General features: G+C 52.6%; 23 protein-coding genes. 20 read left to right on the top strand and 3 right to left on the bottom strand.

Features of this window, described 5'->3' with window-relative positions; translation table 11 throughout:
- Nucleotides 1-86: 86 nt before the first annotated feature.
- The gene (mrcA, locus tag QUF14_RS20925; RefSeq protein WP_001301905.1) at nucleotides 87-2,639 is read right to left on the bottom strand and encodes a peptidoglycan glycosyltransferase/peptidoglycan DD-transpeptidase MrcA; all 2,553 of its coding nucleotides are present in this window, start codon (nucleotides 2,637-2,639) and stop codon (nucleotides 87-89) included.
- Nucleotides 2,640-2,758: 119 nt separating this feature from the next.
- Here mrcA and hofM point away from each other — a divergent pair, with 119 nt between their 5' ends.
- The 20 genes from hofM (at nucleotide 2,759) to QUF14_RS20825 (ending at nucleotide 20,446) form a co-directional block, all read left to right on the top strand.
- Complete coding sequence (gene hofM, locus QUF14_RS20920) at nucleotides 2,759-3,538, top strand: DNA utilization protein HofM (RefSeq protein ID WP_100733699.1); 780 nt, start codon at nucleotides 2,759-2,761, stop codon at nucleotides 3,536-3,538.
- On the top strand, nucleotides 3,538-4,077 hold the full coding sequence (locus QUF14_RS20915; protein WP_001069346.1) for a PilN domain-containing protein: 540 nt from the start codon (nucleotides 3,538-3,540) through the stop codon (nucleotides 4,075-4,077). The genes hofM and QUF14_RS20915 overlap by 1 nt, the downstream gene beginning before the upstream one ends.
- Nucleotides 4,061-4,501, top strand: a complete 441-nt coding sequence (gene hofO / locus QUF14_RS20910) for a DNA utilization protein HofO (protein ID WP_000367369.1) — start codon at nucleotides 4,061-4,063, stop codon at nucleotides 4,499-4,501. The genes QUF14_RS20915 and hofO overlap by 17 nt, the downstream gene beginning before the upstream one ends.
- Nucleotides 4,491-4,895 carry a DNA utilization protein HofP gene (gene hofP / locus QUF14_RS20905; RefSeq protein ID WP_001264137.1) on the top strand — a complete coding sequence of 135 codons (405 nt, stop codon included), beginning with the start codon at nucleotides 4,491-4,493 and terminating at the stop codon, nucleotides 4,893-4,895. Before hofO ends, hofP begins: the two co-directional genes overlap by 11 nt.
- A complete protein-coding gene (gene hofQ, locus QUF14_RS20900) occupies nucleotides 4,807-6,045 on the top strand; it encodes a DNA uptake porin HofQ (protein ID WP_000815999.1) in 1,239 nt (412 codons plus the stop codon). The genes hofP and hofQ overlap by 89 nt, the downstream gene beginning before the upstream one ends.
- Nucleotides 6,046-6,445: 400 nt before the next feature.
- The gene (gene aroK / locus QUF14_RS20895; RefSeq protein ID WP_000818618.1) at nucleotides 6,446-6,967 is read left to right on the top strand and encodes a shikimate kinase AroK; all 522 of its coding nucleotides are present in this window, start codon (nucleotides 6,446-6,448) and stop codon (nucleotides 6,965-6,967) included.
- 56 nt (nucleotides 6,968-7,023) lie between these two features.
- Nucleotides 7,024-8,112, top strand: a complete 1,089-nt coding sequence (gene aroB, locus QUF14_RS20890) for a 3-dehydroquinate synthase (protein WP_000439850.1) — start codon at nucleotides 7,024-7,026, stop codon at nucleotides 8,110-8,112.
- Between the two features lie 91 nt (nucleotides 8,113-8,203).
- Nucleotides 8,204-9,490 carry a cell division protein DamX gene (gene damX, locus QUF14_RS20885; protein WP_000343195.1) on the top strand — a complete coding sequence of 429 codons (1,287 nt, stop codon included), beginning with the start codon at nucleotides 8,204-8,206 and terminating at the stop codon, nucleotides 9,488-9,490.
- A gap of 106 nt (nucleotides 9,491-9,596) precedes the next feature.
- Nucleotides 9,597-10,433 carry an adenine-specific DNA-methyltransferase gene (dam, locus tag QUF14_RS20880; protein ID WP_000742143.1) on the top strand — a complete coding sequence of 279 codons (837 nt, stop codon included), beginning with the start codon at nucleotides 9,597-9,599 and terminating at the stop codon, nucleotides 10,431-10,433.
- A 17-nt stretch (nucleotides 10,434-10,450) separates the two neighbouring features.
- Nucleotides 10,451-11,128, top strand: a complete 678-nt coding sequence (gene rpe / locus QUF14_RS20875) for a ribulose-phosphate 3-epimerase (RefSeq protein ID WP_000816280.1) — start codon at nucleotides 10,451-10,453, stop codon at nucleotides 11,126-11,128.
- A complete protein-coding gene (gene gph / locus QUF14_RS20870; RefSeq protein WP_001031720.1) occupies nucleotides 11,121-11,879 on the top strand; it encodes a phosphoglycolate phosphatase in 759 nt (252 codons plus the stop codon). Before rpe ends, gph begins: the two co-directional genes overlap by 8 nt.
- Nucleotides 11,872-12,876: a tryptophan--tRNA ligase gene (gene trpS, locus QUF14_RS20865; RefSeq protein ID WP_000165543.1), complete on the top strand. Its 1,005-nt coding sequence runs from the start codon at nucleotides 11,872-11,874 to the stop codon at nucleotides 12,874-12,876. The genes gph and trpS overlap by 8 nt, the downstream gene beginning before the upstream one ends.
- Before the next feature lie 160 nt (nucleotides 12,877-13,036).
- Nucleotides 13,037-13,942, top strand: coding sequence for a GntR family transcriptional regulator YhfZ (gene yhfZ / locus QUF14_RS20860; RefSeq protein WP_001254793.1), 906 nt, complete (start codon nucleotides 13,037-13,039; stop codon nucleotides 13,940-13,942).
- A gap of 16 nt (nucleotides 13,943-13,958) precedes the next feature.
- Nucleotides 13,959-14,321: a hypothetical protein gene (locus tag QUF14_RS20855; RefSeq protein WP_024211928.1), complete on the top strand. Its 363-nt coding sequence runs from the start codon at nucleotides 13,959-13,961 to the stop codon at nucleotides 14,319-14,321.
- 83 nt (nucleotides 14,322-14,404) lie between these two features.
- Complete coding sequence (locus QUF14_RS20850) at nucleotides 14,405-15,568, top strand: YhfX family PLP-dependent enzyme (protein ID WP_000497386.1); 1,164 nt, start codon at nucleotides 14,405-14,407, stop codon at nucleotides 15,566-15,568.
- On the top strand, nucleotides 15,568-16,794 hold the full coding sequence (locus QUF14_RS20845; RefSeq protein WP_000090639.1) for a phosphopentomutase: 1,227 nt from the start codon (nucleotides 15,568-15,570) through the stop codon (nucleotides 16,792-16,794). The genes QUF14_RS20850 and QUF14_RS20845 overlap by 1 nt, the downstream gene beginning before the upstream one ends.
- Nucleotides 16,791-17,669 (top strand): phosphotriesterase-related protein, encoded by an 879-nt coding sequence (locus QUF14_RS20840; RefSeq protein WP_000006967.1) that lies wholly within the window; start codon nucleotides 16,791-16,793, stop codon nucleotides 17,667-17,669. The genes QUF14_RS20845 and QUF14_RS20840 overlap by 4 nt, the downstream gene beginning before the upstream one ends.
- Nucleotides 17,670-17,679: 10 nt before the next feature.
- On the top strand, nucleotides 17,680-18,033 hold the full coding sequence (locus QUF14_RS20835; RefSeq protein ID WP_000719728.1) for a DUF2620 domain-containing protein: 354 nt from the start codon (nucleotides 17,680-17,682) through the stop codon (nucleotides 18,031-18,033).
- Between the two features lie 11 nt (nucleotides 18,034-18,044).
- Nucleotides 18,045-19,349 carry a YhfT family protein gene (locus QUF14_RS20830; RefSeq protein WP_286333078.1) on the top strand — a complete coding sequence of 435 codons (1,305 nt, stop codon included), beginning with the start codon at nucleotides 18,045-18,047 and terminating at the stop codon, nucleotides 19,347-19,349.
- Nucleotides 19,350-19,360: 11 nt separating this feature from the next.
- Nucleotides 19,361-20,446: an aminotransferase class I/II-fold pyridoxal phosphate-dependent enzyme gene (locus tag QUF14_RS20825; protein WP_000847200.1), complete on the top strand. Its 1,086-nt coding sequence runs from the start codon at nucleotides 19,361-19,363 to the stop codon at nucleotides 20,444-20,446.
- Between the two features lie 104 nt (nucleotides 20,447-20,550).
- Here the strand turns inward: QUF14_RS20825 and QUF14_RS20820 are convergent, their stop codons facing one another.
- Together QUF14_RS20820 and cysG are read right to left on the bottom strand one after the other, a co-directional pair.
- Nucleotides 20,551-20,718 (bottom strand): YhfL family protein, encoded by a 168-nt coding sequence (locus QUF14_RS20820; protein ID WP_001031834.1) that lies wholly within the window; start codon nucleotides 20,716-20,718, stop codon nucleotides 20,551-20,553.
- 246 nt (nucleotides 20,719-20,964) lie between these two features.
- Nucleotides 20,965-22,338 (bottom strand): siroheme synthase CysG, encoded by a 1,374-nt coding sequence (gene cysG, locus QUF14_RS20815; protein WP_000349864.1) that lies wholly within the window; start codon nucleotides 22,336-22,338, stop codon nucleotides 20,965-20,967.
- Nucleotides 22,339-22,340 lie beyond the last annotated feature (2 nt).

Genomic DNA, 22,340 nt, shown 5'->3' with positions numbered 1-22,340 from the left:
ACGGATAACGTGTTCACGCCGTATCCGGTATAAATAAAGTGACACTTTGTCAGCAAACAGAAAAAGGCGCCGAAGCGCCTTTTTAATCAGAACAATTCCTGTGCCTCGCCATTATCGATAATGGTCGTTCCCACCTCGTGCACCGCCTGTTGTGTCGGCTGTGTACCTTCGATGAAATACTCTTCGCGGCTGTTGCCACCATTAGCTAACTGCCCGGTGCTGCGATCGATATTCACCGTCACAATACCCGGCGGCGGCGTCAGCGGCTGTTCCGGCACGCCTTCAAGAACGGCTTTCATATAAGCGTCCCATGCAGGCTGGGCACTCTTGGCACCGCCTTCGTAACCTGAGATCTGATCTTTAATCGCTCCGGAAGCCGTTGTATGACCGAGATTACGACGGTGATCATCAAAGCCAATCCAGACCGAGGTCACAACGCCCGGACCGTAACCCGAAAACCACGCATCTTTCGAACTGTTAGTGGTACCGGTTTTCCCGCCGATATCGCGACGCTGCAAATCACGACCTGCACGCCAGCCGGTACCCTGCCAGCCTGGCTCACCAAAGATATTGGTGTTCAAAGCACTCTTAATCAGGAATGCCAGCGGAGTGTTGATGACGTGCGGTGCGTACTCCTGCGCGCCAGTCTTCGCGACTAACGCCTGATTCGCCTGCTCCAGCTGCGGCATTGGTACAGAAACATTCTGCTGCTCGCGGGAGATAGCGACATCTTCAACATCGTTATTTTCCAGCACGTTCGATTTCTGCGTATCACCGTAAATCACCGGAATATCGCATTCCGGGCAGGCTACTTTCGGTTTCGCTTCGAAAATCACGCCGCCCTGATCGTTTTCAATTTTGCTGATAAACCACGGGTCCACCAGGAAGCCGCCGTTCGCCATTACCGCGTAGCCGCGCGCCACCTGCATTGGGGTGAAGGACGCTGAACCCAGCGCCAGCGATTCGGTGTGGACAATGTTTTGCGCCGGGAAGCCGAAGCGTTGCAGATATTCTGCAGCGTAGTCGACGCCCATCGCCCGCATTGCGCGTACCATCACCACGTTTTTCGACTGGCCCAGTCCCTGACGTAAGCGAATTGGACCGGCATACTGTGGTGGTGAGTTCTTCGGCTGCCAGTCAGAACCGGCACCTGCATCCCAGCGGGAAATTGGCACATCGTTCAACATACTTGCCAGCGTCAGACCTTTATCCATCGCCGCGGTGTAGAGGAACGGTTTGATGTTGGAACCTACCTGACGCAGTGCCTGGGTGGCGCGGTTAAACTTGCTCTGATTGAAATCAAAGCCACCGACCAGCGCCATAACGGCACCGTTTTGCGGATTGATCGACACCAGCGCCGAGTTCACTTCCGGCACTTGTGCCAGCCACCATGCATCGCCAACCTGACGAACCCAGATTTGCTGACCCGTTTGCAGAACATCGGTCACTTTACGCGGCGTCGGTCCCTGCTGAGTATCCGAACGGTAAGGACGCGCCCAGCGAACGCCTTCCATACTCAATGCGACGGTCGACCCGTCCGCCAGCATCGCCGTCGCTTCCTGAGGATTGGCGCTGGTGACTGCGGCAGGCAGCAGCGGACCATAGGTCGGCAGCGCCTTCAGCGTATCGGTAATCTTGTTGTTATCCCACGCCGATTCGCCCACTTTCCACAGCACATTTGCCGGGCCGCGATAGCCGTGGCGCATGTCGTAGTCCAGCACGTTATTACGTACTGCCTGCTGTGCGGCCTGCTGTACTTTGCGGGTGATGGTGGTGTAAATGCGATAACCGTCTTCATAGGCACTTTCGCCATAACGGTTATACATCTCCTGGCGCACCATTTCGCTCAGGTATGGCGCAGAGAAAGCAATCTCCGGCGCGTGATAGTTAGCGTTAATCGCCTCAGTGCGTGTCTGATCGAACTGTTGTTGGGTGATATACCCTTCATCCAGCATCCGCGACAGTACGACGTTACGCCGCGCGACGGCACGATCCATTGAGTAGAGCGGATTAAAGGTGGAAGGCGCTTTCGGCAGCCCGGCTATCACCGCCATTTCGTTCAGCGTCAGTTGGTCGACCGTTTTACCGAAATAGACTTGTGCCGCAGCACCGACACCATAGGCGCGGTAACCGAGGTAAATCTTGTTCAGATAAAGCTCGAGGATCTCGTCTTTCGTCAGCAACTGTTCAATGCGAATCGCGAGGAAGACTTCCTTAATCTTACGCATCAGCGTGCGTTCTGGACTGAGGAAGAAGTTTCTCGCCAGCTGCTGGGTAATGGTACTCGCCCCTTGTGACGCGTGGCCGGAGAACAGCGCCACACTTGCCGCACGGAAGATCCCCACCGGGTCAACGCCGTGATGCTCGTAGAAGCGGCTGTCTTCCGTCGCGATAAAGGCTTTCACCATCTCCGGCGGGATTTGATCCAACGTAACCGGAATACGACGTTTCTCACCGTATTGAGCAATCAGCTCGCCATCGGCGCTGTAAATCTGCATCGGAATTTGCAGGCGAACATCTTTTAATGTCGCCACATCCGGCAGTTGTGGCTCGATGTAGCGGTATAGGCCATAAATCGAGCCTGCTCCCAGCAGAATGCAACAGACTGCAAGGATCAAAAAATACTTTACGAACTTCACTGGAAATTTCCCATTTAGTTTCATTTGGGCAGTTTATAAACAAACGCGCGGTAGTATAAAGGCAAGCCAGACGCATTGATATACCCGTCAGAGTGACGGGTGATAAGGAGATCATCACGATGGCATTTAAGATCTGGCAAATTGGTTTGCATTTACAACAGCAAGAAGCGGTGGCGGTTGCGATCGTGCGGGGCGCAAAAGAATGCTTTTTGCAACGCTGGTGGCGGTCGCCGCTGGCGAACGACATAATCAAAGATGGGCGGATTGTCGATGCACAGCGGCTGGCTAAAACGTTGTTACCGTGGAGTCGCGAACTGCCGCAGCGTCATCACATTATGTTGGCGTTTCCCGCCAGTCGCACATTACAGCGGTCATTTCCGCGCCCGTCGATGTCCCTTGGTGAGCGGGAGCAAACGGCCTGGCTGTCCGGGACGATGGCCCGCGAGCTGGATATGGATCCGGACTCCCTGCGCTTCGATTACAGCGAAGACTCACTCAGTCCCGCCTATAACGTGACTGCCGCGCAAAGCAAAGAGCTGGCAACGCTGCTTACTTTGGCAGAAAGGTTGCGTGTTCATGTTAGTGCGATCACCCCGGATGCCAGTGCATTACAGCGATTCCTGCCTTTTTTACCTTCTCATCAGCAATGTCTGGCCTGGCGTGATAACGAACAGTGGCTGTGGGCGACGCGCTATAGCTGGGGGCGCAAACTGGCGGTGGGGATGACTAGCGCGAAGGAGCTGGCGGCAGCGTTATCCGTTGATCCCGAAAGCGTCGCGCTATGTGGCGAAGGCGGATTTGACCCCTGGGAGGCGGTTTCTGTTCGTCAGCCGCCGCTACCGCCGCCAGGTGGAGACTTTGCCATCGCGCTGGGGCTGGCGCTAGGGAAGGCGTACTGATGAACCCGCCAATTAATTTTTTGCCCTGGCGACAGCAACGCCGGACCGCTTTTCTTCGTTTCTGGTTGCTGATGTTCGTTGCGCCTCTGCTGCTGACCGTCGGGATAACGCTAATATTGCGTCTGACAAGCAACGCCGAAGCTCGCGTAGATGCCGTTTTGCTTCAGGGGGAACAACAACTCGCCCACAGCTTACAAATAACGAAACCACGTTTGCTGGAGCGCCAACAAATTCGTGAGCAGCGTTTGCAAAGGCAGCGCCAGCGACAATTTACCCGTGACTGGCAATCTGCGCTGGAAGCACTGGCGGCGCTTTTACCCGAGCACGCCTGGCTGACAACGATAAGCTGGCAGCAGGGAACGCTGGAGATCAAGGGGCTAACAACAAGCATTACCGCGTTAAACGCGCTGGAAACGTCACTCCGCCAGGATGCTTCTTTTCATCTCAATCAGCGGGGGGCCACGCAGCAGGATGCGCAGGGACGCTGGCAATTTGAGTATCTGTTAACAAGGAAGGTTAGCGATGGACATGCTCTTTGACTGGTGGTTCGCCACATCACCCCGCCTCCGCCAGCTTTGCTGGGCATTCTGGTTGATGATGTTAGTTACGCTCATTTTTCTGTCATCGACACACCAGGAAGAGAGCGACGCATTAATTCGACTACGGGCAAGTCATTACCAGCAGTGGGCCGCACTGTATCGCCTGGTAAACACCACTCCCTTCAGTGAGGAAAAAACGCAGCCCTTTTCGCCACTGGATTTTCAGTTATCCGGCGCGCAACTGGTTTACTGGCATCCATCCGCGCAGGGAGGTGAGTTGGCGTTGAAAACGCTGTGGGAAGCAGTGCCGTCGGCATTTACACGGCTGGCAGAGCGCAACGTCAGCGTGAGCCGTTTTTCGTTAAGCGTGGAAGGTGATGACCTTTTGTTCACGCTACAACTGGAGACGCCGCATGAGGGTTAAACGCTGGTTGTTGGCAGGTATTGCATTGTGCCTTTTAACCGGTATGCGTGACCCTTTTAAACCGCCGGAAGATCTATGCCGGATTAGCGAACTTAGCCAGTGGCGCTATCAGGGGATGGTAGGGCGAGGCGAGCGCATCATCGGTGTAATAAAAGATGGGCAAAAAAAATGGCGACGGGTGCAGCAAAACGATGTGCTGGAAAACGGCTGGACGATCTTACAGCTAACGCCAGACGCACTAACGCTGGGAACCGGGACAAACTGCGAACCGCCACACTGGTTGTGGCAACGGCAAGGAGATACAAATGAAGCAATGGATAGCCGCACTACTGTTGATGCTGATACCCGGCGTACAGGCGGCAAAGCCGCAAAAAGTGACGCTGATGGTGGATGACGTTCCGGTAGCTCAGGTGTTGCAGGCGCTGGCTGAACAGGAGAAGTTGAACCTGGTGGTGTCGCCAGACGTCAGCGGTACGGTGTCGTTACATCTAACAGATGTTCCCTGGAAGCAAGCACTACAAACTGTAGTGAAAAGCGCCGGACTGATAACGCGTCAGGAGGGCAACATTCTCTCGGTGCATTCCGTTGCCTGGCAGAATGACAATATCGCCCGTCAGGAGGCGGAGCAGGCGCGGGCGCAGGCAAATCTGCCGCTGGAAAATCGCAGTATAACCCTGCAATACGCCGACGCGGGAGAACTGGCGAAAGCGGGGGAGAAGCTACTGAGTGCCAAAGGGAGTATGACCGTCGATAAACGCACCAATCGCCTTTTGCTGCGAGATAACAAAGCGGCGTTAAGCGCGCTTGAACAGTGGGTAGCGCAAATGGATCTGCCGGTCGGGCAGGTTGAGCTGTCGGCGCATATTGTCACCATTAATGAAAAAAGTTTGCGTGAGTTAGGCGTGAAATGGACGTTGGCTGATGCGCAACAAGCTGGTGGCGTTGGGCAAGTCACCACGCTTGGCAGCGACCTCTCCGTAGCGACGGCGACAACGCATGTCGGTTTTAACATTGGACGCATCAACGGACGTTTACTGGATCTTGAGCTTTCCGCGCTCGAACAAAAACAGCAGCTGGATATTATCGCCAGTCCGCGTCTGCTGGCCTCACATCTTCAGCCTGCCAGCATTAAACAGGGGAGCGAAATTCCATATCAGGTTTCCAGCGGGGAAAGTGGCGCGACGTCGGTGGAATTTAAAGAGGCCGTCCTGGGGATGGAAGTTACGCCCACGGTGTTACAAAAAGGTCGCATCCGGCTGAAATTACACATCAGCCAGAACGTTCCGGGGCAGGTGCTACAGCAGGCCGATGGCGAAGTGCTGGCGATTGATAAGCAGGAGATCGAAACGCAGGTCGAGGTCAAAAGCGGAGAAACGTTGGCGCTGGGTGGCATTTTTACCCGTAAAAATAAATCGGGTCAGGATAGCGTACCGTTGCTTGGCGACATTCCCTGGTTCGGGCAATTATTTCGTCATGACGGAAAAGAAGATGAACGACGCGAGTTAGTGGTGTTTATCACGCCACGACTGGTTTCCAGTGAGTAAACAGCCGTAAAAGCGGTAATGTTTTTACGCTGAACGTGTTTCATCTATTTGACGCGCGCAGGTATTTAGCATACAAGGAGTACCGATTTGAGAGTTGGTGCTCTTCGCTGCCTGCGTTCCATGATGATGATTTATCATTCAGGCGGCATTTTGCTGTCTTTTTTACGCTAATCTTACCCGGTGATTTATCGCCAGAGCGGTGGTAGCAAGGCAGCGCGCTTGCAGCGACCAGATATGCAGAGGGATGGGTGATTTATTCAGTTGCCAAACCCGCTGGAGTATTGAGATAATTTTCAGTCTGACTCTCGCAATATCTTATGAGGTTTCAGTTCATGTCCTGCGGCGCTCTCTGAGCGAAGCGGGTTTATCATTAACGAATAGTCTTAGTAGTACCGAAAAAATGGCAGAGAAACGCAATATCTTTCTGGTTGGGCCTATGGGTGCCGGAAAAAGCACTATTGGGCGCCAGTTAGCTCAACAACTCAATATGGAATTTTACGATTCCGATCAAGAGATTGAGAAACGAACCGGAGCTGATGTGGGCTGGGTTTTCGATTTAGAAGGCGAAGAAGGCTTCCGCGATCGCGAAGAAAAGGTCATCAATGAGTTGACCGAGAAACAGGGTATTGTGCTGGCTACTGGCGGCGGCTCTGTGAAATCCCGCGAAACGCGTAACCGTCTTTCCGCTCGTGGCGTTGTCGTTTATCTTGAAACGACCATCGAAAAGCAACTTGCACGCACGCAGCGTGATAAAAAACGCCCGTTGCTGCACGTTGAAACACCGCCGCGTGAAGTTCTGGAAGCGTTGGCCAATGAACGCAATCCGCTGTATGAAGAGATTGCCGACGTGACCATTCGTACTGATGATCAAAGCGCTAAAGTGGTTGCAAACCAGATTATTCACATGCTGGAAAGCAACTAATTCTGGCTTTATATACACTCGTCTGCGGGTACAGTAATTAAGGTGGATGTCGCGTTATGGAGAGGATTGTCGTTACTCTCGGGGAACGTAGTTACCCAATTACCATCGCATCTGGTTTGTTTAATGAACCAGCTTCATTCTTACCGCTGAAATCGGGCGAGCAGGTCATGTTGGTCACCAACGAAACCCTGGCTCCTCTGTATCTCGATAAGGTCCGCGGCGTACTTGAACAGGCGGGTGTTAACGTCGATAGCGTTATCCTCCCTGACGGCGAGCAGTATAAAAGCCTGGCTGTACTCGATACCGTTTTTACGGCGTTGTTACAAAAGCCGCATGGTCGCGATACTACGCTGGTGGCGCTTGGCGGCGGCGTAGTGGGCGATCTGACCGGCTTCGCGGCGGCGAGTTATCAGCGTGGTGTACGTTTCATTCAAGTCCCGACGACGTTACTGTCGCAGGTCGATTCCTCCGTTGGCGGCAAAACTGCGGTCAACCATCCCCTCGGTAAAAACATGATTGGCGCGTTCTACCAGCCAGCTTCAGTGGTGGTGGATCTCGACTGTCTGAAAACGCTTCCCCCGCGTGAGTTAGCGTCGGGGCTGGCAGAAGTCATCAAATACGGCATTATTCTTGACGGTGCGTTTTTTAACTGGCTGGAAGAGAATCTGGATGCGTTGTTGCGTCTGGACGGTCCGGCAATGGCGTACTGTATTCGCCGTTGTTGTGAACTGAAGGCAGAAGTTGTCGCTGCCGACGAGCGCGAAACCGGGTTACGTGCTTTACTGAATCTGGGACACACCTTTGGTCATGCCATTGAAGCTGAAATGGGGTATGGCAATTGGTTACATGGTGAAGCGGTTGCTGCGGGTATGGTGATGGCGGCGCGGACGTCGGAACGTCTCGGGCAGTTCAGTTCTGCCGAAACGCAGCGTATTATAACCCTGCTCACGCGGGCTGGGTTACCGGTCAATGGGCCGCGCGAAATGTCCGCGCAGGCGTATTTACCGCATATGCTGCGTGACAAGAAAGTCCTTGCGGGAGAGATGCGCTTAATTCTTCCGTTGGCAATTGGTAAGAGTGAAGTTCGCAGCGGCGTTTCGCACGAGCTTGTTCTTAATGCCATTGCCGATTGTCAATCAGCGTAACAACAAGAAAGGTCAGGCCGCTTATCAAGCGGTCTATTAGCTTCAGGTTAATTGCAACGTGGTAAGCATTAACCTTTTAGTGGGGTGTTAAATGGATGAATTCAAACCAGAAGACGAGCTGAAACCCGATCCCAGCGATCGTCGTACTGGTCGTTCTCGTCAATCTTCTGAACGTTCTGAGCGTACTGAACGTGGCGAACCGCAGATCAATTTTGATGATATTGAACTTGATGACACTGACGATCGCCGTCCGACTCGTGCGCAAAAAGAGCGCAATGAGGAACCGGAAATCGAAGAAGAAATTGACGAATCCGAAGATGAAACCGTGGATGAAGAGCGCGTAGAGCGTCGTCCGCGTAAGCGCAAAAAAGCAGCCAGTAAACCCGCTTCTCGTCAGTATATGATGATGGGCGTCGGCATTCTGGTTCTCCTGCTGTTGATCATCGGTATCGGTTCTGCGCTAAAAGCCCCCTCGACCTCTTCCAGCGATCAAACCGCGTCTGGCGAGAAGAGTATTGATCTTGCTGGCAATGCGACCGATCAGGCGAATGGCGTGCAGCCAGCGCCGGGAACCACGTCTGCGGAAAATACTCAGCAGGATGTTTCTCTGCCGCCGATCTCTTCTACGCCGACTCAAGGGCAAACCCCGGCGGCAACGGATGGTCAACAACGTGTTGAAGTGCAGGGTGACCTGAACAATGCGCTGACCCAGCCACAAAATCAGCAACAGTTGAATAATGTGGCGGTCAATTCCACGTTGCCGACTGAACCCGCGACGGTCGCGCCTGTTCGCAATGGCAATGCATCGCGTGACACGGCGAAAACGCAAACCGCTGAACGTCCGGCCACTACGCGTCCAGCTCGCCAGCAGGCGGTGATTGAACCGAAAAAACCGCAAGCAACCGTGAAAACGGAACCGAAGCCGGTAGCACAGACGCCGAAGCGTACTGAACCAGCTGCTCCTGTGGCGAGCACGAAGGCACCGGCTGCGACCTCTACGCCAGCACCAAAAGAGACCGCAACTACGGCTCCAGTACAGACGGCATCCCCGGCGCAAACCACGGCAACACCAGCCGCTGGAGGGAAGACCGCAGGTAATGTTGGTTCGTTGAAATCGGCACCGTCCAGCCATTACACTCTGCAGCTGAGCAGTTCCTCTAACTACGACAACCTGAACGGTTGGGCGAAGAAAGAGAATCTGAAAAACTACGTTGTCTATGAAACGACGCGTAATGGTCAGCCGTGGTATGTCCTGGTTTCTGGCGTGTACGCTTCGAAAGAAGAGGCGAAAAAAGCGGTATCTACATTGCCAGCAGATGTCCAGGCCAAAAACCCGTGGGCGAAACCGCTGCGTCAGGTACAGGCCGATCTGAAGTAATCAAGGTTATCTCCCGCAATGGTTTATCATCGCGGGAGTTGCCTGAAGCGCTGGATGCTGTCGGAGCTTTCTCCACAGCCGGAGAAGGTGTAATTAGTTAGTCAGCATGAAGAAAAATCGCGCTTTTTTGAAGTGGGCAGGGGGCAAGTATCCCCTGCTTGATGATATTAAACGGCATTTGCCCAAGGGCGAATGTCTGGTTGAGCCTTTTGTAGGTGCCGGGTCGGTGTTTCTCAACACCGACTTTTCTCGTTATATCCTTGCCGATATCAATAGCGACCTGATCAGTCTCTATAACATTGTGAAGATGCGTACTGATGAGTACGTACAGGCCGCACGCGAGCTGTTTGTTCCCGAAACAAATTGCGCCGAGGTTTACTATCAGTTCCGCGAAGAGTTCAACAAAAGCCAGGATCCGTTCCGTCGGGCGGTACTGTTTTTATATTTGAACCGCTACGGTTACAACGGCCTGTGTCGTTACAATCTGCGCGGTGAGTTTAACGTGCCGTTTGGCCGCTACAAAAAACCCTATTTCCCGGAAGCAGAGTTGTATCACTTCGCTGAAAAAGCGCAGAATGCCTTTTTCTATTGTGAGTCTTACGCCGATAGCATGGCGCGCGCAGATGATGCATCCGTCGTCTATTGCGATCCGCCTTATGCGCCGCTGTCTGCGACCGCCAACTTTACGGCGTATCACACAAACAGTTTTACGCTTGAACAACAAGCGCATCTGGCGGAGATCGCCGAAGGTCTGGTTGAGCGCCATATTCCAGTGCTGATCTCCAATCACGATACGATGTTAACGCGTGAGTGGTATCAGCGCGCAAAATTGCATGTCGTCAAAGTTCGACGCAGTATAAGCAGCAACGGCGGCACACGTAAAAAGGTGGACGAACTGCTGGCTTTGTACAAACCAGGAGTCGTTTCACCCGCGAAAAAATAATTCTCAAGGAGAAGCGGATGAAACAGTATTTGATTGCCCCCTCAATTCTGTCGGCTGATTTTGCCCGCCTGGGTGAAGATACCGCAAAAGCCCTGGCAGCTGGCGCTGATGTCGTGCATTTTGACGTCATGGATAACCACTATGTTCCCAATCTGACGATTGGGCCGATGGTGCTGAAATCTCTGCGTAATTATGGCATTACTGCCCCTATTGATGTGCATCTGATGGTGAAACCGGTCGATCGCATTGTGCCAGATTTCGCTGCCGCTGGTGCCAGCATCATAACCTTTCATCCAGAAGCCTCCGAGCATGTTGACCGCACGCTGCAACTGATTAAAGAAAATGGCTGTAAAGCGGGGCTGGTATTTAACCCGGCGACACCGCTGAGCTATCTGGATTACGTGATGGATAAGCTGGATGTGATCCTGCTGATGTCCGTCAACCCTGGTTTCGGCGGTCAGTCTTTCATTCCTCAAACACTGGATAAACTGCGCGAAGTACGTCGTCGTATCGACGAGTCTGGCTTCGACATTCGACTGGAAGTGGACGGCGGCGTGAAGGTGAACAACATTGGCGAAATCGCTGCGGCAGGTGCCGATATGTTCGTCGCTGGTTCGGCCATTTTCGATCAGCCAGACTACAAAAAGGTCATTGATGAAATGCGCAGTGAACTGGCAAAGGTAAGTCATGAATAAGTTTGAAGATATTCGCGGCGTCGCTTTTGATCTCGATGGTACGCTGGTGGACAGTGCTCCTGGTCTGGCTGCTGCGGTAGATATGGCGCTGTATGCGCTGGAGTTGCCCGTCGCAGGTGAAGAACGCGTTATTACCTGGATTGGTAATGGCGCAGATGTTCTGATGGAGCGTGCATTGACCTGGGCGCGTCAGGAACGTGCGACTCTGCGTAAAACAATGGGTAAACCGCCCGTTGATGACGACATTCCGGCAGAAGAACAGGTACGTATTCTGCGTAAACTGTTCGATCGCTACTATGGCGAGGTTGCCGAAGAGGGGACGTTTTTGTTCCCGCACGTTGCCGATACGCTTGGCGCATTGCAGGCAAAAGGCCTGCCGCTAGGTCTGGTCACCAACAAACCGACGCCGTTCGTCGCGCCACTGCTCGAAGCCTTAGATATCGCAAAATACTTTAGCGTGGTCATTGGCGGCGATGATGTGCAAAACAAAAAACCGCATCCGGACCCACTGTTACTGGTGGCTGAGCGGATGGGCATTGCCCCACAACAGATGCTGTTTGTTGGCGACTCACGCAATGATATTCAGGCAGCAAAAGCAGCCGGTTGCCCTTCAGTTGGCTTAACCTACGGATATAACTACGGCGAGGCTATCGATCTTAGCCAGCCTGATGTAATTTATCAGTCTATCAATGACCTTCTGCCCGCATTAGGGCTTCCGCATAGCGAAAATCAGGAATCGAAAAATGACTAAGCCCATCGTTTTTAGTGGCGCACAGCCCTCAGGTGAATTGACCATTGGTAACTACATGGGTGCGCTGCGTCAGTGGGTAAACATGCAGGATGACTACCATTGCATTTACTGTATCGTTGACCAACACGCGATCACCGTGCGCCAGGATGCACAGAAGCTGCGTAAAGCAACACTGGATACGCTGGCGTTGTATCTGGCTTGTGGTATCGATCCTGAGAAAAGCACCATTTTTGTTCAGTCCCACGTGCCGGAACATGCGCAGTTAGGCTGGGCACTGAACTGCTATACCTACTTCGGCGAACTGAGCCGCATGACGCAGTTTAAAGATAAATCTGCGCGTTATGCCGAGAACATCAACGCGGGTCTGTTTGACTATCCGGTGCTGATGGCGGCGGATATCCTACTGTATCAAACCAACCTGGTGCCGGTGGGTGAAGACCAGAAACAGCACCTGGAACTGAGCCGCGATATCGCCCAGCGTTTCAACGCGCTGTATGGCGATATTTTTAAAGTACCGGAGCCGTTTATTCCGAAATCTGGCGCGCGCGTAATGTCGCTGCTGGAGCCGACCAAGAAGATGTCCAAGTCTGACGATAACCGCAATAACGTTATCGGCCTGCTGGAAGATCCGAAATCGGTCGTGAAGAAAATCAAACGCGCGGTCACTGACTCCGACGAGCCGCCGGTAGTTCGCTACGATGTGCAGAATAAAGCGGGCGTTTCCAACCTGCTGGATATCCTTTCTGCGGTAACTGGCCAGAGCATCCCGGAACTGGAAAAACAGTTCGAAGGCAAGATGTATGGTCATCTGAAAGGCGAAGTGGCTGATGCCGTTTCTGGTATGCTGACTGAATTGCAGGAACGTTATCACCGTTTCCGCAACGACGAAGCCTTCCTGCAACAGGTCATGAAAGACGGCGCAGAAAAAGCCAGTGCACACGCTTCCCGGACGCTGAAAGCGGTTTACGAAGCGATTGGTTTTGTGGCGAAGCCGTAATTTAACATTAATGCCAAAAACCGGGGAAACCCGGTTTTTTTATCCTCTTTTCGCAACAACCCGAAAAAATGTGAAGTGCCTCGCCGTTTCCACATCTCATAGTTGCCACTTATCTTCAATTTAATGAAGATATAAATATTCACTTTATTGAAAATTTACTATGCGTCGAACGTTTATCAAAAAAGAAGGCGTCGTCATCACGACTCTGGCTCGTTATCTGTTAGGTGAAAAGTGCGGTAATCGACTGAAAACCATAGATGAACTGGCAACTGAATGCCATTCATCGGTTGGTCTGACACAGGCCGCATTGAAAACACTGGAATCAAGCGGCGCGATACGGATAGAACGCCGCGGGCGCAATGGCAGTTATCTGGTGGAAATGGATAACAAAGCACTGCTGAGTCATGTGGATATCAACAACGTTGTGTGTGCCATGCCATTGCCCTATACCCGCTTGTACGAAGGTTTAGCGAGTGGACTGAAAGCTCAGTTTGATGGCATTCCTTTTTATTATGCGCACATGCGCGGTGCGGATATTCGCGTGGAGTGTTTGCTTAACGGTGTCTATGACATGGCGGTGGTTTCCCGACTGGCGGCAGAAAGTTATCTCACGCAAAAAGGCTTATGCCTCGCGCTGGAGTTGGGGCCGCATACCTACGTTGGTGAGCATCAGTTGATTTGCCGTAAAGGGGAGTCTGCAAAGGTGAAACGCGTGGGGCTGGATAACCGTTCGGCGGATCAGAAAATTATGACCGATGTCTTTTTTGGCAGTAGCGATGTAGAACGTGTCGATCTCTCATATCACGAGAGTTTACAACGCATTGTTAAAGGCGATGTCGATGCTGTTATCTGGAACGTGGTGGCAGAAAACGAACTGACCATGCTGGGATTAGAAGCGATGCCGCTGACGAACGATCCGCGATTTTTACAGGCCACTGAAGCCGTGATACTCACGCGTGCCGATGATTACCCAATGCAACAACTGCTACGTACGGTTGTAGATAAACACGTCCTGCTTGCTCATCAACAGCGAGTAGTCAGTGGGGAACAGGAACCCAGTTATTAAACGAAAGGCATCTGAAATGGAAACCAGATTCAACCTGCTTTGTGAGGCAGGCGTTATTGATAAGGACATCTGCAAAGGCATGATGCAGGTCGTCAACGTACTGGAAACAGAGTGCCATCTACCGGTGCGCAGCGAGCAAGGAATGATGGCGATGACACATATGGCGAGCGCACTGATGCGCAGTCGCCGTGGTGAAGAAATAGAGCCGCTGGATAACGAATTGCTGGCAGAGCTGGCGCAATCCAGCCACTGGTCAGCCATTTTACAATTGCATCAGGTGTTGTTGAAGGAATTCGCACTGGAAGTTAACCCGTGTGAAGAAGGCTATTTGCTGGCCAACCTTTATGGATTATGGATGGCCGCTAACGAAGAGGTCTGAATCTCCCGGCAAATCCACGTCGCGCATCTTAAATATTCAAAAAAATGAATATTTAATTCAAGGAACAGAAACGAGGCAACAAGATGTTTGTAGAAGCATTGAAACGCCAGAACCCGGCACTGATTTCCGTCGCACTCAGTTTGTGGCAACAGGGCAAAATCGCCCCGGACAGTTGGGTAATCGACGTCGATCAGGTACTGGAAAATGGTAAGCGGCTGATTGAGACGGCACGGCTTTACGGTATTGAACTGTATCTGATGACCAAACAGTTCGGTCGTAATCCGTGGCTGGCAGAAAAACTGCTGGCGCTGGGTTACAGCGGCATTGTGGCGGTGGATTACAAAGAGGCACGAATCATGCGCCGCGCAGGTTTACCGGTGGCGCATCAGGGGCATCTGGTGCAAATCCCTTGTCATCAGGTGTATGACGCTGTTGAACAGGGAACCGACGTCATCACCGTGTTTACCCTCGATAAAGCGCGGGAAGTTTCTGCGGCAGCGGTGACGGCCGGGCGGGTCCAGCCTGTGCTGCTCAAAGTTTATAGCGACGATGATTTTCTTTATCCGGGGCAGGAGAGCGGTTTTGCACAGCATTCGTTGCATGAGGTGGTTGCTGAAATCCAGAAACTACCGGGGTTACATTTAGCCGGATTAACCCATTTCCCTTGCCTGCTATGGGATGAGGCTGCCGGGAAAGTTTTGCCAACACCGAACCTCCAGACGCTGGTCAATGCTCGTAACCAACTTCTGAAGTCTGGAGTTGTACTTGAGCAATTAAACGCACCTTCAGCAACCAGCTGCACTTCGCTGCCATTACTGGCGGAATACGGTGTGACTCATGCCGAACCCGGCCATGCACTGACTGGGACGATTCCTGCAAACCAGCAGGGCGACCAGCCGGAACGTATCGCCATGCTTTGGTTAAGTGAAATTTCCCATCACTTCCGTGGCGACAGTTATTGCTATGGCGGTGGCTATTACCGTCGTGGGCATGCGCATAACGCACTGGTATTTACGCCAGAAAATCAAAGCATTACTGAAACATATCTCAAAGCCGTAGATGACAGCAGTATCGACTACACCCTGCCGCTGGCAGGCGAGTATCCGGTGAGCAGTGCAGTGGTGCTCTGTTTTCGCACGCAGATTTTTGTCACCCGTAGCGATGTGGTGCTGGTGTCCGGTATTCACCGTGGCGAACCGGAAATCGTTGGTCGTTATGACAGTCTTGGAAGCTCTCTGGAGGCGTAATGGCGCGATTTGTGGTGTTAGTGATTGATAGCTTTGGCGTAGGGGCAATGAAAGATGTCACGTTGGTGCGTCCGCAGGATGCCGGGGCGAATACCTGTGGTCACATCCTGAGCCAGTTGCCGCATTTGCAGCTACCAACGCTGGAGAAAATGGGGCTAATCAACGCATTAGGTTATGCGCCAGGCGATATGCAGCCGTCAGACTCCGCAACCTGGGGCGTGGCAGAGTTGCAACATGAAGGTGGCGACACCTTTATGGGGCATCAGGAAATTTTAGGCACGCGCCCGTTACCGCCGCTGCGGATGCCCTTTCGCGATGTGATTGACCGTGTTGAACAGGCATTAGTCACCGCTGGCTGGCGGGTTGAGCGCCGTGGCGAAGAGTTGCAATTTCTGTGGGTCAATCAGGCGGTTGCGATTGGCGATAATCTCGAGGCGGATTTAGGCCAGGTCTATAACATCACCGCCAATCTCTCTGTGATCTCTTTTGACGACGCAATCAAAATTGGTCGTATCGTGCGTGAGCAGGTCCAGGTCGGTCGGGTCATTACATTTGGCGGCCTGTTAACTGACAGTCAGCGCATTCTCGATGCCGCAGAAAGCAAAGAAGGGCGCTTTATTGGCATCAATGCGCCGCGTTCTGGCGCTTATGACAACGGTTTCCAGGTCGTACATATGGGCTATGGCGTCGATGAAAAAGTGCAGGTGCCGCACCAACTGCATCAAGTGGGCGTGCCCACGGTGCTGGTGGGTAAGGTGGCAGATATCGTCAGCAATCCTTATGGCGTGAGCTGGCAAAACCTGGTGGATAGCCAGCGGATTATGGATATCACCCTCGACGAATTTAACACGCATCCGACGGCGTTTATTTGCACCAATATCCAGGAAACCGACCTCGCTGGTCACGCAGAAGACGTCGCACGTTATGCCGAACGTTTGCAGGTCGTTGACCGTAACCTTGTCCGGCTTGTTGAGGCGATGCAGCCAGATGATTGCCTGGTCGTGATGGCGGATCACGGTAACGATCCGACCATTGGTCACAGCCACCATACCCGTGAAGTAGTGCCAGTGCTGGTTTATCAGCAAGGGCTGGTCCACACGCAACTCGGTGTGCGCACCACGCTTTCTGATGTGGGGGCTACCGTGTGTGAATTTTTCCGTGCGCCACCGCCACAAAATGGTCGCTCTTTTCTTTCCTCCCTCCGGTTTGCAGGAGACACCCTATGAGTTTTGATCCGACGGGCTTCACCCTCGCCCATGAGCATCTGCATATTGATCTCTCCGGCTTTAAAAACAACGTGGACTGCCGCTTTGATCAGTATGCGTTCATTTGCCAGGAGATGAACGACCTGATGGCACTGGGTGTGCGTAATGTGATTGAGATGACCAACCGTTACATGGGGCGCAATGCACAATTTATGCTCGATGTAATGCACGAGACGGGGATCAACGTGGTGGCCTGCACCGGTTATTACCAGGACGCGTTTTTCCCGCAACATGTGGCGACCCGCAGCGTGCAGGAACTGGCGCAGGAGATGGTCGATGAAATTGAACAGGGTATCGATGGCACGGAGCTGAAAGCCGGGATCATCGCGGAGATCGGCTCCAGCGAAGGAAAGATTACGCCGCTGGAAGAGAAAGTTTTTATTGCCGCCGCGCTGGCACATAACCAGACCGGACGCTCGATCTCCACGCACACGTCGTTCAGCACGATGGGGCTGGAGCAATTGGCTCTGTTGCAAGCCCACGGAGTTGATCTTTCGCGCGTCACCGTTGGTCACTGCGATCTGAAAGACAACCTCGACAACATTTTGAAGATGATCGATCTCGGCGCGTATGTGCAATTCGACACCATCGGCAAGAACAGTTACTACCCGGACGAAAAGCGCATTGCGATGCTCCACGCGCTACGTGACCGTGGTTTGCTGAACCGCGTCATGCTGTCGATGGATATTACGCGCCGCTCCCATTTAAAAGCCAACGGTGGTTATGGCTATGACTATTTATTAACCACCTTTATTCCGCAATTGCGCCAGTCAGGATTCAGTCAGGCCGATGTGGATGTGATGTTACGTGAAAATCCCTCTCAATTTTTCCAATAAGGACAGACTCATGAAAAAGATTGGTGTTGCAGGCTTACAGCGTGAGCAGATTAAAAAAACCATTGAAGCGACGGCTCCTGGCTGTTTTGAAGTTTTCATTCACAACGACATGGAAGCGGCGATGAAGGTGAAATCCGGGCAACTGGATTACTACATCGGCGCGTGTAATACCGGTGCGGGCGCGGCATTGTCGATTGCCATCGCGGTGATTGGCTATAACAAAAGTTGCACCATTGCCAAGCCGGGCATTAAAGCGAAAGACGAGCATATCGCCAAAATGATCGCCGAAGGGAAAGTGGCGTTTGGGCTTTCCGTTGAGCATGTCGAACACGCGATTCCGATGCTGATTAACCATCTGAAATAAAAGGCACGACTATGGATCTGTATATTCAGATTATCGTGGTGGCGTGCCTGACGGGTATGACATCGCTTCTGGCGCATCGCTCTGCAGCCGTTTTTCATGACGGTATCCGCCCGATCCTGCCGCAACTGATTGAAGGCTATATGAACCGTCGCGAGGCGGGGAGTATCGCTTTTGGTCTGAGCATTGGTTTTGTGGCCTCGGTGGGGATCTCTTTTACCCTGAAAACCGGGTTGCTCAACGCATGGTTACTCTTTCTTCCTACCGATATCCTCGGTGTCCTGGCGATAAACAGCCTGATGGCGTTTGGCCTTGGTGCACTCTGGGGCGTACTGATCCTCACCTGCCTGCTGCCGGTAAACCAGCTGCTGACCGCGCTACCGGTGGATGTATTAGGTAGTCTGGGGGAATTAAGCTCGCCAGTGGTTTCAGCTTTTGCACTGTTCCCGTTGGTGGCGATTTTCTACCAGTTTGGCTGGAAGCAAAGTCTGATCGCCGCCGTGGTAGTGTTGATGACCCGTGTGGTGGTAGTGCGCTATTTCCCGCATCTCAATCCGGAATCCATCGAAATCTTTATTGGCATGGTGATGCTGCTGGGGATCGCGATAACTCACGACCTGCGTCATCGTGATGAAAATGATATTGATGCCAGCGGGCTTTCGGTGTTTGAAGAACGCACGTCGCGGATTATCAAAAACTTACCGTATATCACCATCGTAGGGGCGCTGATTGCCGCCGTTGCCAGCATGAAGATTTTTGCTGGTAGTGAAGTGTCGATCTTCACCCTGGAGAAAGCATATTCCGCAGGTGTAACGCCGGAACAATCACAAACGCTGATCAACCAGGCGGCGCTGGCGGAATTTATGCGCGGGCTGGGTTTTGTGCCGTTGATTGCCACCACCGCGTTAGCAACAGGTGTGTATGCAGTTGCGGGCTTTACATTTGTTTATGCGGTGGGCTATCTCTCGCCGAATCCGATGGTTGCGGCGGTATTAGGCGCAGTGGTTATTTCGGCGGAAGTCTTGCTGCTTCGTTCGATCGGCAAATGGCTGGGGCGCTACCCGTCGGTGCGTAATGCGTCGGATAACATCCGTAACGCCATGAATATGCTGATGGAAGTGGCGTTGCTGGTCGGTTCGATTTTCGCAGCAATTAAGATGGCGGGCTATACCGGATTCTCTATCGCGGTTGCCATTTACTTCCTCAACGAATCTCTGGGCCGTCCGGTACAGAAAATGGCGGCACCGGTCGTAGCCGTAATGATCACCGGCATCCTGCTGAATGTTCTTTACTGGCTTGGTCTGTTCGTTCCGGCTTAAGGAAGGTACCTATGAAGACGTTTCCTTTGCAAAGCCTGACGCTTATTGAAGCGCAGCAAAAGCAGTTTGCGTTGGTGGATACGATTTGCCGTCATTTTCCCGGCAGCGAGTTTCTTACACGCGGGGATTTAGGCTTAACGCCAGGGCTGAATCAACCGCGTATTACTCAGCGTGTGGAGCAGGTGCTGGCTGATGCGTTTCATGCGCCAGCGGCGGCGCTGGTACAGGGCGCAGGTACTGGAGCGATTCGTGCGGCGCTGGCAGCTTTGCTCAAACCGGGGCAGCGTCTTCTGGTGCATGACGCGCCGGTTTACCCGACGACTCAGGTCATTATTGCGCAGATGGGGCTGACGCTTATCACTGCTGATTTTAATGACCTGTCGGCACTGAAGCAGGTCGTCGACGAGCAACAACCAGATGCCGCGCTGGTGCAGCATACGCGCCAACAGCCGCAGGACAGCTATGTGCTGGCAGATGTGCTGGCAACATTGCGTTCGGCTGGCGTTCCTGCGTTAACCGATGACAATTATGCGGTGATGAAGGTGGCTCGAATTGGCTGCGAATGCGGCGCGAATGTTTCGACATTCTCCTGTTTCAAGCTGTTTGGACCAGAGGGTGTTGGCGCAGTGGTAGGTGATGCCGATGTTATTAACCGGATCCGCGCCACGCTCTATTCCGGCGGCAGTCAGATCCAGGGCGCACAGGCGCTGGAAGTATTGCGTGGTCTGGTGTTTGCGCCAGTCATGCACGCGGTGCAGGCGGGGGTATCTGAACGGTTGCTGGATTTACTTAACGGTGGCGCGGTGGCGGAAGTTAAAAGCGCCGTTATTGCCAATGCGCAGTCGAAGGTGTTGATTGTGGAGTTTCATCAACCGATTGCCGCCAGAGTGCTTGAAGAGGCGCAAAAGCGCGGCGCGTTGCCTTACCCGGTCGGCGCAGAGTCAAAATATGAAATCCCGCCGCTCTTTTATCGACTTTCCGGAACGTTTCGTCAGGCGAATCCGCAATTAGAACATTGTGCAATTCGCATTAACCCGAATCGCAGCGGTGATGAGACGGTATTGCGGATTTTGCGCGAGAGTATTGCCAGCGTTTAATTCTGGGAACGATGTTTTCGCAGAGGATGGAGAAAAATACGCCCTCGGAAAATTCAGAGGGCGTTAGCTCATTAAATCGGTGTTAGCCGATTTCTGTCAGAGACTTACTGTGCAGTAGGACCGCAACCGCCAATGATTTTAGAAATAGAAATTGCCGGGTGCAGCAGGTAGTCGTAAGAGCAGTTCTTATCACGGTTTTCAATATGACCAGTACATGCAGTTAACGTAGCCAGTACTGCACCTACCAGTGCAACTTTAATAAATTTGTTCATTTACATTCCCTATGTATTATATATTAATTAATATTCATTGATTATATGAATATAAGCGGACTGCTCATAAAGAACGATACAGGAATATTTAATTGGCGTCAGTGAGTGAATGACTTAATTTTGTAAGTCGCTGTAACGGTGAATATAATCCATTAGCAAATGATATTTATTAAGAGGGTATGCTTTATTTGCTGAATATATAAAAAGAGTGATAAAGAGGGCCAGAATTATCTGGCCCGGGTAAAATTAATGGTTAGAGAACCAGTTCAATTTATCGCGCAGGCCAACGACCCGACCAATAATAATTAATGAGGGACTGTTCATTTGCTGCGCCAGCTCGCCCAGTTGCGTGAGCGTACCGTCAATCACGCGTTGCGTTACCGCCGTACCGTTTTCGACAATCGCCACCGGCATTTCGCAAGGCATTCCGTGTTCAATCAGTTTTTGCTGAATGGTCGCGGCCTGATTAAGCCCCATATAGAACACCAGCGTCTGTTTTTCGGCTGCCAGGTTTTCCCAGTCCAGCTCGCCACCGGTTTTTAAGTGTCCGGTAATTAAGCGTACGCTCTGAGCATAATCGCGATGCGTGAGCGGAATGCCCGAATAGGCAGAGCAACCAGACGCTGCGGTAATACCCGGAACTACTGAGAACGGAATACCCGCATTGCACAGTGTTTCAAGCTCTTCGCCACCACGGCCAAAAATAAACGGATCGCCGCCTTTCAGCCGCACCACGCGTTTGCCTTTTTGCGCTTCCCGCAGCAGGATCTGGTTAATCTCTTCCTGCGGTACGCAGTGGTATCCCGCGCGTTTGCCGACGAAAACGCGATCCGCATCGCGGCGTACCAGATTCATAATATCGTCTGAAACCAGACGGTCGTAGACCACCACATCTGCCTGCTGAATTTGTTGCAGTCCTTTTAGTGTCAGCAGACCGGCATCGCCCGGACCTGCGCCAACCAGCACCACTTCACCGCGATGATCGAGCGGTTCATTGATTAACTGTTCGGTCGTTTCGGTAATGGCTTTCTGATCGTTGTTCGCCAGCGACTGCGCCAGGCGATCATTAACGAACAGTTTTTCCCAGAAACGGCGACGTTCACCCATCGTGGCGAACTGTCGTTTGACCCGACCGCGTAACTGCCCCGCATATTTTGCTACCTGGCCGAGATGCAGCGGCAGCAGTGATTCAAGTTTTTCGCGCAACAGTCGCGCCAGAACCGGAGAGGTGCCGCCAGAGGAGACCGCTACCATGAGCGGGGAGCGGTCAATAATCGACGGCATAATAAAGCTGGCGGCTTTCGGCGCATCGACCACGTTACAGAAGATACGACGAGCTTCGGCGGCTTCGCTGACACGCTGGTTAAGCGCGTCATCATCCGTCGCCGCAATTGCCAGCCAACAGGTGTCGAGAAGGCTTTCATCAAATGGCCCCTCGACGAGGGTTAACATGCCTGCATCTGCCCATGCGGTGAACTGTGGAATAAACGCTAATGCATTCACCGTTAAGCGAGCACCTGCGTCTAACAGCAACCTTGCTTTGCGTTCCGCGACATCACCACCGCCGACAATCAAACAGTCGCGGTCGCGTAATTGGCAAAATATAGGCAAATGATCCACGT

The organism is Escherichia sp. HH091_1A, from assembly GCF_030295175.1.
GTDB lineage: Bacteria > Pseudomonadota > Gammaproteobacteria > Enterobacterales > Enterobacteriaceae > Escherichia > Escherichia coli_F.
This window is presented reverse-complemented; position numbering and strand designations above follow the sequence as displayed.

Excerpts from the sequence above, each read along its gene's own strand:
- hofM (WP_100733699.1), top strand. The coding sequence starts at position 2,759 with ATGGCATTTAAGATCTGGCAAATTGGTTTGCATTTACAACAGCAAGAA.
- QUF14_RS20915 (WP_001069346.1), top strand. The coding sequence starts at position 3,538 with ATGAACCCGCCAATTAATTTTTTGCCCTGGCGACAGCAACGCCGGACC.
- hofO (WP_000367369.1), top strand. The coding sequence starts at position 4,061 with ATGGACATGCTCTTTGACTGGTGGTTCGCCACATCACCCCGCCTCCGC.
- hofP (WP_001264137.1), top strand. The coding sequence starts at position 4,491 with ATGAGGGTTAAACGCTGGTTGTTGGCAGGTATTGCATTGTGCCTTTTA.
- hofQ (WP_000815999.1), top strand. The coding sequence starts at position 4,807 with ATGAAGCAATGGATAGCCGCACTACTGTTGATGCTGATACCCGGCGTA.
- aroK (WP_000818618.1), top strand. The coding sequence starts at position 6,446 with ATGGCAGAGAAACGCAATATCTTTCTGGTTGGGCCTATGGGTGCCGGA.
- aroB (WP_000439850.1), top strand. The coding sequence starts at position 7,024 with ATGGAGAGGATTGTCGTTACTCTCGGGGAACGTAGTTACCCAATTACC.
- damX (WP_000343195.1), top strand. The coding sequence starts at position 8,204 with ATGGATGAATTCAAACCAGAAGACGAGCTGAAACCCGATCCCAGCGAT.
- dam (WP_000742143.1), top strand. The coding sequence starts at position 9,597 with ATGAAGAAAAATCGCGCTTTTTTGAAGTGGGCAGGGGGCAAGTATCCC.
- rpe (WP_000816280.1), top strand. The coding sequence starts at position 10,451 with ATGAAACAGTATTTGATTGCCCCCTCAATTCTGTCGGCTGATTTTGCC.
- gph (WP_001031720.1), top strand. The coding sequence starts at position 11,121 with ATGAATAAGTTTGAAGATATTCGCGGCGTCGCTTTTGATCTCGATGGT.
- trpS (WP_000165543.1), top strand. The coding sequence starts at position 11,872 with ATGACTAAGCCCATCGTTTTTAGTGGCGCACAGCCCTCAGGTGAATTG.
- yhfZ (WP_001254793.1), top strand. The coding sequence starts at position 13,037 with ATGCGTCGAACGTTTATCAAAAAAGAAGGCGTCGTCATCACGACTCTG.
- QUF14_RS20855 (WP_024211928.1), top strand. The coding sequence starts at position 13,959 with ATGGAAACCAGATTCAACCTGCTTTGTGAGGCAGGCGTTATTGATAAG.
- QUF14_RS20850 (WP_000497386.1), top strand. The coding sequence starts at position 14,405 with ATGTTTGTAGAAGCATTGAAACGCCAGAACCCGGCACTGATTTCCGTC.
- QUF14_RS20845 (WP_000090639.1), top strand. The coding sequence starts at position 15,568 with ATGGCGCGATTTGTGGTGTTAGTGATTGATAGCTTTGGCGTAGGGGCA.
- QUF14_RS20840 (WP_000006967.1), top strand. The coding sequence starts at position 16,791 with ATGAGTTTTGATCCGACGGGCTTCACCCTCGCCCATGAGCATCTGCAT.
- QUF14_RS20835 (WP_000719728.1), top strand. The coding sequence starts at position 17,680 with ATGAAAAAGATTGGTGTTGCAGGCTTACAGCGTGAGCAGATTAAAAAA.
- QUF14_RS20830 (WP_286333078.1), top strand. The coding sequence starts at position 18,045 with ATGGATCTGTATATTCAGATTATCGTGGTGGCGTGCCTGACGGGTATG.
- QUF14_RS20825 (WP_000847200.1), top strand. The coding sequence starts at position 19,361 with ATGAAGACGTTTCCTTTGCAAAGCCTGACGCTTATTGAAGCGCAGCAA.
- QUF14_RS20820 (WP_001031834.1), bottom strand. The coding sequence starts at position 20,718 with ATGAACAAATTTATTAAAGTTGCACTGGTAGGTGCAGTACTGGCTACG.